Here is a 15,662-nt window from a genome sequence, read left to right as displayed (position 1 = left end):
TTTAAAGAGTGAAAGAGCGAAAGAGTGAATGGGCGAATATAGTATGCGTAAGCCACTCTTTCGCTCTTTCACTCTTTCACTCTTTTTTATCATACTCCCACCGTGTCACCTTCGTCGGCTTTGATTTTTTCTTCGATATAGGTAATGATCTCGGCGGCAATGTCGACGCCCGTAGCTGTTTCGATGCCTTCCAGACCAGGTGACGAGTTAACTTCCAGTACGAGAGGGCCGCGTTCGGAAGGTAACATATCAACGCCTGCTACTTTCAACCCCAGTGCGCGGGCTGCTGAGATGGCTGTTTGTTCTTCATCGGCAGTAAGTTGTATCGATACGGCATTGCCACCTCGATGCAGATTGGAACGAAATTCGCCGTCGAGTCCCTGCCGTTTGATAGCCCCTACCACTCGGCTTCCTACCACAAACGCTCTGATGTCAGACCCTTTAGCTTCGGCGATGAACTCCTGCACCAGTACGTTCTTTTTCAGGCCGTAAAAGGCTTCGATGGTCGATTTGGCGGTTTTAATACTCTCGGCCAGGACAACGCCAATGCCCTGGGTGCCTTCCAGCAGTTTGATAACGACGGGAGGGCCACCTACGAGCTTGATGAGCTGGGTAACGTCGCCATTTTTAGGATGGTTGGCAAACATGGTTTTGGGTAGACCTACGCCCGCTTTTGAAAGCACCTGTAAGCTGCGCAGCTTATTCCGCGATCGCATGATGGCCTGCGATTTGCCCGTTGTGAAGACGTTCATCATTTCAAACTGCCGAACAACGGCGCACCCATAATCGGTTACCGAAGCACCGATACGAGGTACGATGGCATCGAAGGAAGAAAGTTCTTCGCCCTCATATAAGACCGATGGACGGCCCCCTTCAATCATCATCTGACAGTTCAGATGGTTAATGATGCAGCCTTCGTGGCCCCGCTCGTGAATGGCGTCAAGAAGGCGTTGTGTTGAGTATAAATCGGGCTTAGCCGATAATATGGCAATACGCATAAACGTGAGAAAGTCGATAATCAGTCGTCGAAAGTTGTCAGTCGACAGCCAGTTAGAATGTGTAGCAGGGGACTAGTGGCTACTGGCTGATAACCATAGACTGTTGCTTAGCTTGATAAGAGAGATTTTTTTGCGAGACATCAACGATGAATCGATTGCGAAGTAGTTTCCGACCCAGCAGTACTGGGTTTTTTAGATTTTCACGGTCGGCGAGGGTAAACTCCGCCCGGATGGTGCGCCCAAAGAGTATAATGCGAGTTTTAATAACGTACCGTTTTTCGGCGACTCCGAACGAATTGCGAATCATACGTTGGCTGAACTGGTCGCTGTAAAACTCCCGATGGGGCTCGCCTGTTTTGCCAATGAGCGAAAAACGCAATTTTGTTTGTGTCCCCGATTTAATCAGACGGACTTTTTTGCAGTGTAGTGATGATGTATAAGCACCAGTATCAATTTTTGCCTGCACATTCATAAGCTCCAGATCTGGAAAATCGACAAGGTCCGTCATGCCGATCAGTTTCTTGGGCTTAGATGTACGAGGCTTCATGCTGGAGCTGTAAAGTTATAACGTTGCACAGATATAAAGTAGGGGGTATATGGCTGGGTAAAAAAAACTTTATTGTACTACAGCTTTGTTTTAATTAATCGGCTGAACGTAAGCGACATATCGAGCATAATCATTTTGGCGCGGGCATTCCGTTCAAGATGATAGGTCGCTTCATTCAGGTCGTTGACAATGCGTTCGATATGGTTGGTCGTCAGTATTTTAGCAAAGTTCTTAACAAAAGCCATCTCATTGTCGGGTAATCGTAACAGTTCGGCAGCCCCCTGTTGCCAAAGGAACAGATCACGGTAGAGCCGGATACTGTATTCCAACAGCCCTTTCTGCTTCTCTTTACTGAAACCGTCAAACTGGTCGGCCTGTTTAACCAGTTCAATCAAGTCCTGCCGATAGCAGGTACGCATCCATTCGGCAAACCAGTTGTGCTGCTCAACGGATGCGGTGTCCTGCTTGCTACGAGTCAGCGCTTCGGCCAGATTTCCATCTGCCAGGTAAGCCAGCCGTCGGGCAGTGGTTTCGTCGAAATTCAGATGCTGGCGTAGGTAGGTGGCTACTTCTTCATCCGTAAAGGCCCGAATAGCTACCCGTTGTGTTCGCGACAGAATCGTAATGAGCAGTTTGTCGGGCTGGTTAGTCACCAGCAAAAACAGCGTTTGGGCGGGGGGCTCTTCTAGCACTTTCAGCAACGCATTGGCCGACGACGTATTCATCAGTTCGGGAAGCCAGATGAGCATAATTTTATAGGCCCCTTCGTAGGCTTTCAGCGACAGCTTCTGTAAAATAGTACGGGCTTCTTCGGCCGAAATGTTCCCCTGCTTATTATCAGCGTTTACGGATTCGAGCCAGTTGGGTAGGGTACGATAAGGCGATTCGAGCAAAAATGAGCGCCAGTCGGTCAGATAAGCTTCAGACGTTTTTCCCTTCGCCAGATTCGCGACCGGGAATACCATGTGCAGATCAGGGTGAACGAGTTTCTGGGTTTTTATGCATGATGCACACCGTCCGCATGAATCGTCTGCCTGCCGGTCCTCGCAGTTAACATACTGCGCCAGCGCCAGGGCAAGGGCCAGGTTGGCACTTCCTTCCGGGCCATCGAACAGCAACGCGTGCGCCAGGTGATTGGTCTGGACCGCCCGAAGCAGCAACTGTTTGGTCTCGTCCTGACCGATTATTTCGGAAAATTGCATAAATCAACGTAATTGGGAATACTTTATGTCCTGAACAGATTGGTCAGGACATAAAGTACCTATAGATCAAAGGATGCTGAGGGGTCGATCGGTCGGGTTCGTTCGAGTCTGAAAACTTCTCTCAGAATACCTTCTTCTACTTCATCAAATTCTTTATTGCGTCGTTTGAATGCTTCCGCAGCTACCTGAAGGGCCTTCTCAAGTCGGTAGGTTGTAAAGCCATTGATGGCACCACCCCAAGAGAATGAAGCCAGGTATTTTGGAGGTAGCCCACTACCAAATACATTTACGTTAACGCCCACCACAGTTCCTGTATTAAACAGGGTGCCGATACCGGCTTTGGTGAAATCGCCCATCATGAGCCCGCAGAACTGTCGGCCTGTATCGACCAGACCATTGGTCGAATAACTATGCAACTTAACGGTTGTATAGTCGTTTTTGAGGTTCGATGTATTGGTGCCCGCCCCCAGATTACACCATTCGCCAACAACAGAATCACCCAGATAGCCTTCATGACCTTTGCCGCTATTGCCAAACAAGATCGAATTACCTATTTCGCCCCCTACTTTGCAGTAAGGGCCAGCACTGGTGTTCTTACGCATTTTACTATTATAATGAACCATCGTGCCTTCGCCAAAGGCGCAGGGGCCAATCAGAATACTTCCTTCGCTTATGATGGCATTCCGACCAATATATATAGGACCATCTTCGGCATTTAAGGTAGCGGCCCGTATGACGGCACCCTCTTCAATAAATACGTTTTCGGGAGCATAGCAATGGGTGAAGGGGTCGGTGATAGGCTTTGATTTTCGTCCAGCAGTCAGAAGGGCAAAGTCGACACTTATTTGATTCCCATTGGCCGCAATAAGGCTCCATAGGTAGCGCATGGTTGGCACATGTTCATCAAAAACGGTGGTCTGCTGCGCCAAATGGGTCAGGCTGTCATGAAACGACAGGGTCTGATCTGTACGTAAAGCCAGTACTAATCCATCAGATGCTACCAGACTCTCACCCATTGCCAACTGTTTGACAGCGTTCGTCAGCGCATCGGTAGGGCATATGGCTCCGTTGATGTATACATTATCAGAACCGGAAATGGACGGGTATTTCGTTTGAAGGTAAGGTTCTGTCAGGAAAGAAGCAGTAACCGATAAACGACTTGCCCACTTCTCGGCTATTGTCAGAATACCAACACGGATGTCGGCTACCGGCCGGGTGAATGTGAAAGGTAGCAGGGCGGTTCGGATAACCGGATCGTCGAATAAAATGAGGTTTGGCATTGAGTAGTTCACTGGATAAGTGGACAAATATCTAACCTTAATCTGGAAAAAGAGAACACATGAAACAGTACTTTTACCAAAACTATGGCTGCCCTTTCAATCGATTTTATTATCCGGCATATCGCCAGTTTGCAGGGTGATGATGGCCTGTTTCCCGCCATTCGCCGGAATGATCAATTAGGCTATCATCGGTCTGATACGAATGTTTTTTTTACGGCCATTACGATTTTTACGCTGCAAAACCTGCGACAGAGGGTGTCACTCGCGTGCCAGCAACTGATCGATCAGATGGCCGGGCGAGCGCAAATGGCTTATCCGCTTTTTCGCAACAAGGACGGACTCAATACGTATAACTTCTGGCCAACGCAACCGTCCCGGCATTTCCCTAATGGCTATCTGTTTCGGCGGTTTGAACACTTTCGTATTCCCGATGATATCGACGATACGGCTATGGTTTTCCTGACGAGTGAGCCGTCATTGGCTGATAGGCTGTGGTTAAAAGACAAACTCAGCCAACACGCTAATGGAAGCCAGCGCCATCAGATTCGAAACACCTTTCCCGATTATCGGCATCTACGGGCTTATTCGACCTGGTTTGGTAAAAATATGGGCGTCGATTTTGATGCCTGTGCATTGAGTAATATGCTCTACTGCATTTATCGCTACAACTTACCGCTTAATCAGCACGATACGGACTCCCTATATTATCTGCGCTCCATCGTAGAGACGGGGCGCTATAAAGCCGAACCCTTTCAATGCGCTCCCCACTACGCCCGTACATCGCTGATTATCTATCATATAGCCCGGCTGGTGGCTGCTTTTTCAATTCCCGGACTGGCCTCCATTCATGAACAGCTGATTGATGATGCCTATCAGGAATTGAAGCAGGCTACCAATACAGTGGAACAGTGTATGCTGGCTACTGCGTTGCAACGGCTGGGGGAACCACGGCCATCTATTTCGTTGGCTACAATCGAGTCAGACATCAAAACTTTCCACTTTTTCATTGCCGGTTTATTAACCGCGTATCAACAACCGTGGCTTCGTCGGTTCGCTAATCGCTCTATCGTTCAGATGCGCTGGTATTGTGAAGCCCATAGCTGGGCACTGGTAGGGGAGTATTTACGGATTGAATTGCTGAATGATTGAATTGTTGAATAGCTGACGCAAGCTTTTTCATTCAGCAATTCAATTAGTAAAACTAAAGCCCCATCCCTCCATCGACAAAAATAGTTTGACCAGTAATGTATCGGCCTGCCTGTGAACAAAGTAGAACAGCCATACCGGCAAGGTCGTTAGGTTGGCCTTCAAAGCCGACGGGTATACTCATGCGTTGGCTGATCTGGTCAGGGATGGGCGGGATCGGGTCGTCTGTACGAGGAGTTTCGATGACGCCTGGTGAGAGGTTATTGACCGTAACGCCTTTGTCGGCTAATTGAAGAGCCAAATTTCGAACGGTATTGGCTATGGCCGCTTTGGTGCCAGCGTAAACCACCATGGCCGGATGGGGCTTTAGCTCCTGTACGCTGCCAATGGTCAGTATACGGCCCCAGCCCCTCTCAGTCATACCCGGTGCAAATCGTTGCATCATCAGAACGGTCGATTTCCAGTTTGCACTGACCTGGGCATCGAATTCATCTACTGAGATTTCTTCCCAGACCTTCGGAATCTGTACTGATGCGTTAAGGACTAGAATATCGATGTGGCCTACCAAGCCTGTTACTTGCCGAAATAGGTTGTCTACTGCATTGGGCTGCCCCAGATCGACGCCAATGACATCACCTTTCACACCCTGCTCTCGAATTTGTTCTGATACCTGCCAGGCTTCCTGGTCTCCTTTTCGGTTGTGTACCACCACATTAGCTCCAAATTCAGCCATCGCCAGTGCAATCGCTTTACCTATGCCCTGACTAGATCCTGTTATCAGCACATTTTTACCACGTAGGTTGAACAAGTCTTTAAGCATGGTTTTGTCTTGTCCGGTCTTAAGAAAGAACCAGAAACGAAGCCAGGCATCTTAAAAACTTATTAACTGACAGGATTGCTGCACTTAATAGGTCTTGGTCATGTCGGTAGGTATGGCAATCAGAAAATCAGCCAGGTCTCGATTTCCGGCATCTGGATGATTAACATCAAGCACTTCGGCGGAGGAAATTGTCATGATTTTCAGATTTGGCTTTTGCTGTCGGAGATACCAGACAATACCCTCGAAGTTTTTGGAATGGTAATCGCCATTGAAATGCAGGAATGTCTGGCCTGCTGTGTGGTTTTGCAGAATAAAATGGGCCATGGTTGCATCCTTAATTGCCTGGGCGCGGGCGAAATTGGCGGCCATATCGCTGGGCGCTTTGCTGCTGGTCGTTGTCTGTGGATTGGTCACTCCACTGTGCGACGCATTGCCCATCATATCGATCATAGCCTGGTAACCGGGCAACGTAAGATCAACGGTCAAGGGCAAAGGGGCTATCTGGCGTTTGGCATCGGCCGAAAGCGTGTCGAGAGCTGATAGCCCCTGCCGAGACACCAGTCGGGCATAAACGCGGGGTACATTGGTGGCGATGAACGGAATATGTTGCTCGCGGGCAAAATCGGTAATTGGTTTATAGTCAGTCGTGAAATTTGGCCAGAGCCGGGTTTGTGCAGCGAGTTCTTTGGCTGTCGTTTTGGCCTGAATATAATCGCTGAGGGCGGTCTGATTGTCGGTTTCGAACATTTCAGCGCCGAGGACTAAACTACCTTTCTTAGCGGCCTGTATGTCTTTGGTGAGTTGAAGTTCGAGCCAGTGGCAGATGGGGTTGTTATGCAACTCGCCAAACAGAACCACATCAGCCTCGGTAGCCTGGTGAAGAAGCTTGGCGTAGGTCGTTGTTTTCAGCGTGGATGTATAAAGTCGGTAGGCCGGTTTGTCAGGACGAAAGGAGAATGCCATCAGGCAAAGAGCAAACAAAGTCAGTCGCATTTGCGGTACAGTGAAGTTTTCTTACCAAAAAATCTGCAATTTTCAGGAAAATCGCAACCAATGGCTATTAGGTAACCAATCGGACGAACAATTCGTTACCTGACTGACTTGCCAAACGTTGTGATGTTGTGTAGCCATCAACGCCAGTCGATATGAGTCTGTTAGAGAATCTTCGCCAGTTTCCAGCGTTTGAATCCGTACCTGACGATCAGTTGCAATGGGTAATCGAACGCGCTGAAGTCGTCCCATTTCCCGACGAAACGATTCTGTATAAACCCGGTGAGCCGGTTGATTTCCTGATCTTGCTACTCGAAGGGCGCATTCGGGTCGAAACTGCGGCCAATGGATCGGGTGATGAACTGATTGTTTACGAACAGCATGCTATTCTTGGGGTGTTGCCATTTTCACGCATGAAGAGCATCCCGAACCGATTGATTGCGGATAAAGGCTCGCGAATCCTTCAACTGCATCGCGATCATCTTCAGGCATTAATTGGGGCCTGCTATGAACTTACCGAAGTGTTGGTCCATCAGATGACCACGCGGGTTCGGGATTTTACCAAGCTGACCCAGCAAAATGAGAAAATGGCTTCGCTCGGTCGATTGTCGGCGGGACTTGCCCATGAACTGAATAACCCAGTTGCAGCCGTGGTTCGGTCGGCCGAAACCTTGAAAGCGCACTTGCGGGCAACGCCAGAAGCCTTTAAAACGATCATGAACCTAAGGCTTACCAACGAGCAGGTTGACTCGATCAACACGGTTTTTTTCGGGAAGCTGGATGCATGCCTGGCTAAAGGCGCGTCGGCACCGCTAACCTTGCTGGAACGTAGTAGTCTGGAAGATGAACTGACCGACTGGCTCGACGATCATGGCGTTGATGATTCACTGGACCTGGTCGGGCCACTAGTCGAATACTGCTTTTCGGTAACAGATCTGGATTGGATTCTGGATAAAATTGGGGAGTCGAACCTGGGTGGAGTCGTTAACTGGTTGGTCAATAACCTCGTTACTGAAAATCTTGTGTTCGACATCAGCGAAGCATCCCGACGCATTTCTACGCTGGTGGGCTCCATAAAAAATTACACCCATATGGATCGGGGGGTAGGCAAAGAATCGGTTCAACTGGCCGAAGGGATTCGCAATACGCTTACGCTCCTGAATCACAAAGTCAAGAGCAAACACATTACCGTTAATCTCAACCTGCCCGATCACTTGCCCGCTGTGTGTGGCTGGCCGGGTGAACTGAATCAGGTATGGACCAATCTGATCGACAACGCCGTTGATGCGCTATCTGAGGGCGGGCAAATCGAGATCAGCAGCCAGCCCGATCACCAGGCCAACGGACTGGATTTTGTGCTCACCAGGATTGTCGATAACGGTAGCGGGATTCCGGCCGATATTCAGGATAAGATATTCGAACCTTTTTTTACAACCAAAGAAATTGGCAAAGGTACTGGGCTTGGTCTTGATATTGTACAGGGCATTGTGAAACATCATAACGGCTCCATCAAGGTCCAGTCGGCACCGGGCCGAACCGAATTCAGTGTTTGCCTGCCTGTTCAATGATTGAATGATTGAGTGATTGAATAGCTGGCGCAAGCTTTTTTTATTCAACAATTCAATCACTCAATCATTGATAACTCTTTCGCTCTTTACCCATGAAACTACCCATCATTTTCTCTATCGACGACGATCAACAGGTATTGCAGGCTATTCAGTATGACCTGCGAAAACAGTACCGAAAAAAATACCGTATCCTTTCGACCAGTTCGGCTCGCGAAGCGCTGGAGTCATTGCCCGATCTGAAGAAAAAAGGCGAAGAGGTAGCCCTGTTTTTATCGGACCAACGGATGCCCGACATGACTGGCGTTGAATTTCTGGCGCAGGCTCGTACGTTGTTTCCAAACGCCAAGCGGGTGTTGCTCACGGCCTATTCCGACATAGAAGCGGCTATCCGGGCCATTAACGAGGTGCAACTGGATTACTACATTGCGAAACCCTGGGACCCTCCCGAAGAAAAACTCTACCCAGTACTGGATGATCTGCTGGATGACTGGCAATCCGATTATCGACCAGCTTTCGAAGGACTGAAACTGGTTGGTTATCAGTTTTCACCTCGGTCGCACGAATTAAAAGATTTTCTGGCGGGTAATCTGTTTCCTTATCAGTGGCTCGATATTGAAGCGGATGCGCAGGCGCAGGAATTACTCGATCTACATGGCTTAAGTCATGATCAACTTCCTGTTATTGTTATGGAAGATGGAACGGCATTAGCAAGGCCTTCTTTGAGTGATGTGGGTGAAAAACTAGGCCTGAAGCCAAAAGCATCCCAGAGTTTATACGATCTGGCCATTATTGGTGCTGGTCCGGCTGGTTTGGCAGCTGCTGTGTATGGTGGTTCGGAAGGTTTGCGTACCATTCTGATCGATAAGCGGGCACCGGGAGGGCAGGCTGGAACCAGTTCACGAATCGAAAATTACCTGGGTTTCCCGAATGGCCTGAGCGGAGCTGATCTAACCCGACGGGCTATCAGTCAGGCGCAACGGTTTGGCGTGGAATTTCTGGCTCCGCAGGAAGTTGTTTCCATCAGATCGCAGGGGGAGCAGTACAAGCATATCAAAATGGCGGATGGGAGTGAGGTGGTGGCTAGGGCCATTCTACTGAGTACGGGCGTGGCGTATCATAAACTGGAAAACGAAAGTCTGGACAAGTTCACCGGGGCTGGCGTGTATTATGGGGCCGCTACGACCGAAGCATATGCGTTCAAAGGCAAACCTGTTTACATAGTGGGCGGTGGCAATTCGGCAGGGCAGGGGGCCATGTATTTATCCCGAACGGCTTCGGAAGTGGTGATTTGTGTCCGTCGCCCCGACCTGACCGAAACGATGTCGCAATATCTGATCGATCAGATAGCTAATACGCCAAATATCAGAGTGGTGGGCTGCACAGAAGTGGTCGAAGGATTAGGCAAGGAGCAACTGGAGTGTCTGGTACTGGAGAATATGAACTCCAAAGAGCGTACAACAGTACCCGCAGCCGGACTATTTATCTTCATCGGTACAAAACCGTTTACCGATTGGATTGAGATGAATATCATCAAAGACGACAAAGGCTTCATTGCCACTGGTCGCGACCTGGCTCGCTATGCCGATTTTAAAAAAGTCTGGAAACATGGTCGGGAGCCGTATGTGCTTGAAACGTGCAGTGCGGGCATCTTTGCGGCTGGCGATGTTCGGTCGGGCGCCATGAACCGGGTCGCATCGGCTGTAGGCGAAGGGGCAATGGCCGTCAGCTTCGTCCATAAATACCTGGCAGAAAACTAAAAAATGAACAATGGATAATGTAGAATGAACAATGATTCACCAAAGGCATTTACTCATTGTTCATTCTACATTATCCATTGTTCATTACCACCACCCTTATGCTCAAACAAACAATTTGCAGTCATATTGCCTCGTTGACCGAAGTACGTACTGCACAAGAGTATTTCTGTGAAGAATGCGTCAGGACGGGGAGTTCGTGGGTTCACCTGCGAACTTGCCAGACGTGCGGGGTTACGCTCTGCTGCGATTCATCGCCGAACAAACACGCTACAAAACATTTTCACCGGACGGACCATCCGGTTGTTGCATCGGCCGAACCGGGGGAGCGGTGGTTATGGTGCTATGCCGATGAGCAAATAATGGGCTATTAAAAAGCGAAACGAGGACGTTCGCCCTCGTTTCGCTTTTTACTTATTGTTTGTCCCACCAAACGCGGGTGTCCAGATTATCGGGCCCCTGGCGGTTGATAGCTTCGGTTAGCTTGGCCAGATTTACCGAGGCTTCGGAGTCAGGATACGACAGGCGATTAATGAAGCTCCCTTTGATTTCCTTACCAGGGTAGGGGTTGGGGGTTAGCTTCGGATAACCACTCCGCCGGAAGTTGGCAAACGCTTCAGGGCCATTTAGCAGCGACGCAATCCAGTACTGAGTATTGATTTGCTCCAGACCCGTAGCGGCAACATATGGATTCTGTTGCAGATAAGCCGTAATCGCAGCCGTAGGTACCAGTGAAGTGGCATCATAATCACCTAACCGCTGCATATCCGCTGTTACAGCCGCCGTATAAAAATCAGCCGGGTTGCCGGTTGTCCAACCCCGTTGAGCGGCTTCGGCCAGCAGCAGTTGCGTTTGCGCGTAGGTAACCAGGTAGCAGGGGGCGTCAAATTTGCCCATTCGCGTACGGTCTAGCTGCGAATAATCGTAAAAACTCGCCAGGCCATCGGTCGCAACACGCGCTGGAATCGTACCGTTATCATAGCCCATTGGCATCCCGATCTGGACGGCTGGATCTTTACTGGCCTTAGCGGCTGTCTGTTCGGGACCACTTTTAGCTCCAACGTACCGAACGGCTATTGAAGTCAATCGTGGATCAGAAGTCGATTTGAGGTAATCGACAAAATTCTTGGTCAGATAAAAGTTTGCTGCTTCCGTAGACGTCAGTGTATTACCAACGCCATTTTTGTAGTTTGCATCATTCTTCACAACCGCATTGTCGGCATTTGACTGCATCAAACCTCCCGCTACGGCCTTCTGAACAGTCGATTGAGCCAGCGTTGGGTTTATTTTTGATAACCGCATACCAGCCCGCAGCAAGACCGAATAGCCAAACTTTTTCCATTTGGCAATGTTACCGGCATACATAACCTCTCCTGTCTCGATCGTTTTCGACGCGTCGAGCGCAGCCGACGCTTCGGTAAGCTCCTTAATGATGTCGTTGTAAATACTCTCCTGCGTGTCGTATTTGGGCGTCGTGTTTTGCGACAGATACCCAAGGCCAGCTTCCGTGTACGGGATGTCGCCATAGGTATCAGTAAGTACCATAAACGAATACGCTTTCCAGATACGGACCATGTTGTACAGGTTGGTCCGATTGGCATCCGACTTGGTTTGAGTAATGACATCAATCAGATACCGAATATTATTCTGGTAATACTGACGCCACAAACCACCATTGTTGCCCGTGGGCCCTCGGTTGTCGATGTTGAAGTTTCCGCCCGAATTGATACCTGAGTTAGGGGTAAAAATCTGCTGGACGATGCCCTCTTCAAAGATTAGTGTAGAGCCCGGAAACGACGTATTGATGATAGCGTTGTTAAACGTAAACGTCGGATTTAACGACGTAGCCGCCGTTGGGTTGATATTCAACTGATCGAACCCTTTATCGCAGCTACTCAAGCCAATCAATGCTGCGATTAGTGGGGTATAGAGAAATGTCTTTTTCATGATAAAAGAGTTGTCAATTTACGGGTTTCGGTGGCTGATGCAAGACCGCTTTACACAGTCGAGTACTGTAAACCAAAGACCGTAAACGCTTTTAGAATTTAACGTTCAGGTTAAAGCCGATACTGCGTGTGGTGGGCAGACCCGTTGACTCCAGACCAACCAGGTTATCGGAGCTAAAGCCGAATTGTTCGGGATCGATATTGGGCACCCATTTCTTCAGAATGGCTACGTTGTTGGCGATAGCGCTTACCCGAATGCCTTTGATGAACAGCGATTTGGGTAGGAAATGAGTGAAATCGTACCCGAGGCTGATCTGGCGGAGTTTCCAGAAACCGGCATCATACACCACCTGCTCGCCCAGGCTCTTTGTACGGCCAACCGAGTAGTAGTCTTGTACAAATGCCCGAACAGCGTTTGTTTCACCTTTTTCGTTAACCCCTACGCCCACCATTTTATTGTCGGCTTCTCCGCGACCAACCAGGGTTTCTTTCTGTAAGCCATGCCGGAACGCATTCAGGTTTGTACCCGAGATCATTTTACCACCCAGTTTGAAGTCGATCAGGAATGACAGGTTAATACCTTTATAGTTGAAGGTGTTGGTAATACCACCAACGTATTTTGGAATAGCCGAGCCAAACGAGAGCGAGGTAGCAGTACGGTTCGGTAAGCCGTCGCCACCATGGATAATACGGCCCTGTGCATCTCGTGCATAGCCATAGGTATATAACTGGCCTAAAGGCTGGCCTACCACCTGCCGAAGTTCGCCTACGTAAATCCCATTACCAACCACGATCGATTCACCAGGTGAGTCGGTCAAAAGGCGCAGCAATTTGGTTTCGTTGTACGAGCCGTTCAGGATGACATCCCAGAAGAAATTTTTGGTCCGTACTGGCGATAAGGTAAGCAACATTTCCACCCCACGGTTCCGGCTTTCGCCACTGTTGATCAGCTTCGTCGTATAGCCCGATGCATCCGATGCCTGAGCCGCTACAATCTGATCGCTGGTAACTTTGTTGTAGTAAGCCATGTCGAGGGCGATTCGGTTGTTAAGCAGCTTCAGTTCCAGACCAAACTCGGTTTCGGCCGTGCGGCTTGGGCGTAGCGTAGAGCTGGGAATAGTGCTGGACGTGATATTGCCGACTGGTTGACCCGCAAAGGTGGCTGAGTTGATCGAGTAGAACAGGTTGTTCGAGTAAGGAGATACGTCGCCGTCGCTACCAACTTCGGCATAAGCTGCCCGAAGCTTACCAAAGTTCAACCAGGCTGGCAGGTTGTTGAAGGCCTGCGAAAAAACAAAACTGCTCGTTACCGACGGATACAGAATGCTGCGGTTCGCCGGAGCCAGTGTCGAGAACCAGTCATTACGAACCGTTCCGTTCAGATACAGGAAGTCTTTGTACGAAAATTCAGCAGCTCCATACAGCGAATTAACTTTCCGTTCGCTAAGTCCGTAGGTAGGATCTTTTAAACGACCGTTTTGCGGCACATACAACCCACGAATAACGAAATCGGTCACCATCGTACTATTCAGATCACTCCGACGGTAGAGTTGGTTGCCGCCAAGCGTGAGGTCAACGCCGATTGAGCCGAATTTACGATTAGCACCAATCAAAAAGTCGGTGTTCAGCTCGCGGAATCGACGAACTTCCTGCACGTAAGCACCATTCACATAACCGGCCGGAGCTGCGGCTAGAGAAGCCTGTCCGGTTGGGAAGTTATAATCCTGATCGCGCGACCAGTAATCCTGCCCAACACGCCCCTGCACATACAGCCAGTCGGTTACGTTATACCGGGCCGATACGTTACCGAACAGACGATCCCGGCGGATGTTTTCGAACTTGTAATTCAGGACGAAATACGGGTTGGTGCGGTTCATGAAACGCGAGTAAATGAACTCATTACCAGTTGCCGGGTTAATCTGGTTGGCTTCCAGTACGTCGAGCGGCATCGAGTTTGCCAGGGTGTAGATAACCGTTGGCGTACTGTTGTCCTGCTGGGCAATCTGGGGTGGGTTCTTGTTGTACTCGTTCGAGTAGTTCATAGTTCCCGTTACGGTCAGCCGCGATGATAGGTTGTAGCTGAAACCCAGATTGAGCGTTTTCCGATTGAATGAGTTGTTGGGCGTAATCCCTTTGTTGTCCGTATTCGATAACGACAGATTAAAACCGCCTTTCTCACTGCTCGACGATACTGCTATCGAGTTGGTCCAGGTAGAACCGTCGCGGTAAAACTTATTGATGCGATTACGAACGGGCTCGTAGGGAACCGTTACACCACCAAACAGAACCTGGGTCTGCCCGGCAAATTTCTCGCCAAAACTCCAAACGCCCGATGTCGGGTTGGGGGCTGTTGGCCGAATACCATACTCCCCCTGGCCATATTCATACTGATAATCGGTATAATCGAGCGGACGGTCGGTGGTGAAGTTCGTATTGTAGCTCACCCCAATACCCTGACTGGCTCCTTTCGTTTTGGTCGTAATCAGAATGGCTCCGTCTTTGGCCCGTGAGCCGTAAAGTGCAGCTGCCGTTCCCCCTTTCAGAACCGTCATGCCTTCAATGTCATCGGGGTTGATCGATGAAAGCCCATCACCACCGTCGGAGTAGTTCCGGTCGCGGCTGGCTAATGAGTTGTCGCCACCCACGTTACCGTTGTTTTGCCCAAAGTTCGTATTGTCGATGGGCACCCCATTGACAACGATAAGTGGGTTGTTCTGGCCTGAGAACGACGATTGGCCACGAATACGGATTTTACTCGTACCGGCTGCGCCTGTACCCAGGCTCGAAATGTTAACCCCGGCAATTTTGCCTTGTAGGGCGTTCATAAAGTTAACCGTCCGGTTTGTCGTAATTTGGTCGGGGGATACAGTGGCGGTGGCATAGCCTAGCCGCTTGGCTTCTTTCTTAATCCCCAGTGCTGTTACGACGACCTCACCCAGATTCTGTTCGGCTTCCTGGAGTGTGATGGTCAATTGCGTCTGATTGCCAATTGCCTGTGTTTGCCCGGCAAAGCCGATCGCGCTGAAAACCAGTGTTGCGTTAGGCCCTACATTCAACGTGAAATTCCCGTTGCCGTCGGTTGTGGTGCCTAATTGTGAATCCCGCACCAAAATGTTCACACCTGGAATGGGTTGCTGATCCTTTGCCGAGATGACTCGGCCTGTCACCCGGCGGTCCTGAGCTTGGGCTACCTGACTAATCAGGAAAATAACCCAAAGCAGAAGGCAACAGGTGCCACCCTTCATCGATAAACTGTGTTTCATCAGAATAAGAGAGTTGGTTGTAGGTTTATTATTTGAAAAAGACAAAATTTTCTTTCTTAATTATACATTAAGAAAGGGTTAAATTTAAGCTATCTACTTTCTTCATAGCAATCATTCATAAAATATTTGGAATTATAAATTTGGTTAT

General features: G+C 49.3%; 12 protein-coding genes. 4 read left to right on the top strand and 8 right to left on the bottom strand.

The features are described from left to right. Window positions 1–89: 89 nt before the first annotated feature. The 4 genes from rimK to BGO59_RS03145 all read right to left on the bottom strand — a co-directional run bounded on the left by rimK (window position 90) and on the right by BGO59_RS03145 (window position 4,027). Window positions 90–998 (bottom strand): 30S ribosomal protein S6--L-glutamate ligase, encoded by a 909-nt coding sequence (rimK, locus tag BGO59_RS03160; protein ID WP_293680353.1) that lies wholly within the window; start codon window positions 996–998, stop codon window positions 90–92. Between the two features lie 79 nt (window positions 999–1,077). Further along, window positions 1,078–1,545, bottom strand: a complete 468-nt coding sequence (locus BGO59_RS03155; RefSeq protein ID WP_293680350.1) for a RimK/LysX family protein — start codon at window positions 1,543–1,545, stop codon at window positions 1,078–1,080. 77 nt (window positions 1,546–1,622) lie between these two features. Next, complete coding sequence (gene holB / locus BGO59_RS03150) at window positions 1,623–2,747, bottom strand: DNA polymerase III subunit delta' (RefSeq protein WP_293680347.1); 1,125 nt, start codon at window positions 2,745–2,747, stop codon at window positions 1,623–1,625. 59 nt (window positions 2,748–2,806) lie between these two features. Further along, window positions 2,807–4,027 (bottom strand): putative sugar nucleotidyl transferase, encoded by a 1,221-nt coding sequence (locus BGO59_RS03145; protein ID WP_293680344.1) that lies wholly within the window; start codon window positions 4,025–4,027, stop codon window positions 2,807–2,809. An 84-nt stretch (window positions 4,028–4,111) separates the two neighbouring features. Between BGO59_RS03145 and BGO59_RS03140 the strand changes: the two genes are divergently transcribed. After that, window positions 4,112–5,176 (top strand): hypothetical protein, encoded by a 1,065-nt coding sequence (locus BGO59_RS03140; RefSeq protein ID WP_293680341.1) that lies wholly within the window; start codon window positions 4,112–4,114, stop codon window positions 5,174–5,176. Between the two features lie 52 nt (window positions 5,177–5,228). On the opposite strand, the gene BGO59_RS03135 is transcribed toward BGO59_RS03140, so the two are convergent. Both BGO59_RS03135 and BGO59_RS03130 read right to left on the bottom strand, forming a co-directional pair. Then, complete coding sequence (locus BGO59_RS03135) at window positions 5,229–5,993, bottom strand: SDR family oxidoreductase (protein ID WP_293680338.1); 765 nt, start codon at window positions 5,991–5,993, stop codon at window positions 5,229–5,231. Window positions 5,994–6,077: 84 nt separating this feature from the next. Further along, window positions 6,078–6,986, bottom strand: a complete 909-nt coding sequence (locus BGO59_RS03130) for a ChaN family lipoprotein (protein ID WP_293680335.1) — start codon at window positions 6,984–6,986, stop codon at window positions 6,078–6,080. A gap of 152 nt (window positions 6,987–7,138) precedes the next feature. Between BGO59_RS03130 and BGO59_RS03125 the strand changes: the two genes are divergently transcribed. From BGO59_RS03125 to BGO59_RS03115, 3 genes are all read left to right on the top strand, one after another. After that, window positions 7,139–8,551 (top strand): ATP-binding protein, encoded by a 1,413-nt coding sequence (locus BGO59_RS03125; RefSeq protein ID WP_293680332.1) that lies wholly within the window; start codon window positions 7,139–7,141, stop codon window positions 8,549–8,551. Window positions 8,552–8,643: 92 nt separating this feature from the next. After that, window positions 8,644–10,308: an FAD-dependent oxidoreductase gene (locus BGO59_RS03120; RefSeq protein ID WP_293680330.1), complete on the top strand. Its 1,665-nt coding sequence runs from the start codon at window positions 8,644–8,646 to the stop codon at window positions 10,306–10,308. A gap of 98 nt (window positions 10,309–10,406) precedes the next feature. Continuing rightward, on the top strand, window positions 10,407–10,679 hold the full coding sequence (locus tag BGO59_RS03115; protein ID WP_293680327.1) for a UBP-type zinc finger domain-containing protein: 273 nt from the start codon (window positions 10,407–10,409) through the stop codon (window positions 10,677–10,679). 40 nt (window positions 10,680–10,719) lie between these two features. Here BGO59_RS03115 and BGO59_RS03110 read toward each other — a convergent pair whose 3' ends face one another. Together BGO59_RS03110 and BGO59_RS03105 are read right to left on the bottom strand one after the other, a co-directional pair. Further along, a complete protein-coding gene (locus BGO59_RS03110) occupies window positions 10,720–12,252 on the bottom strand; it encodes a SusD/RagB family nutrient-binding outer membrane lipoprotein (RefSeq protein WP_293680324.1) in 1,533 nt (510 codons plus the stop codon). 91 nt (window positions 12,253–12,343) lie between these two features. Further along, window positions 12,344–15,514 (bottom strand): SusC/RagA family TonB-linked outer membrane protein, encoded by a 3,171-nt coding sequence (locus tag BGO59_RS03105; RefSeq protein WP_293680321.1) that lies wholly within the window; start codon window positions 15,512–15,514, stop codon window positions 12,344–12,346. Window positions 15,515–15,662: the final 148 nt, after the last annotated feature.

Origin of the sequence: Spirosoma sp. 48-14, from assembly GCF_001898575.1 — a bacterium.
GTDB lineage: Bacteria > Bacteroidota > Bacteroidia > Cytophagales > Spirosomataceae > Spirosoma.
This window is presented reverse-complemented; position numbering and strand designations above follow the sequence as displayed.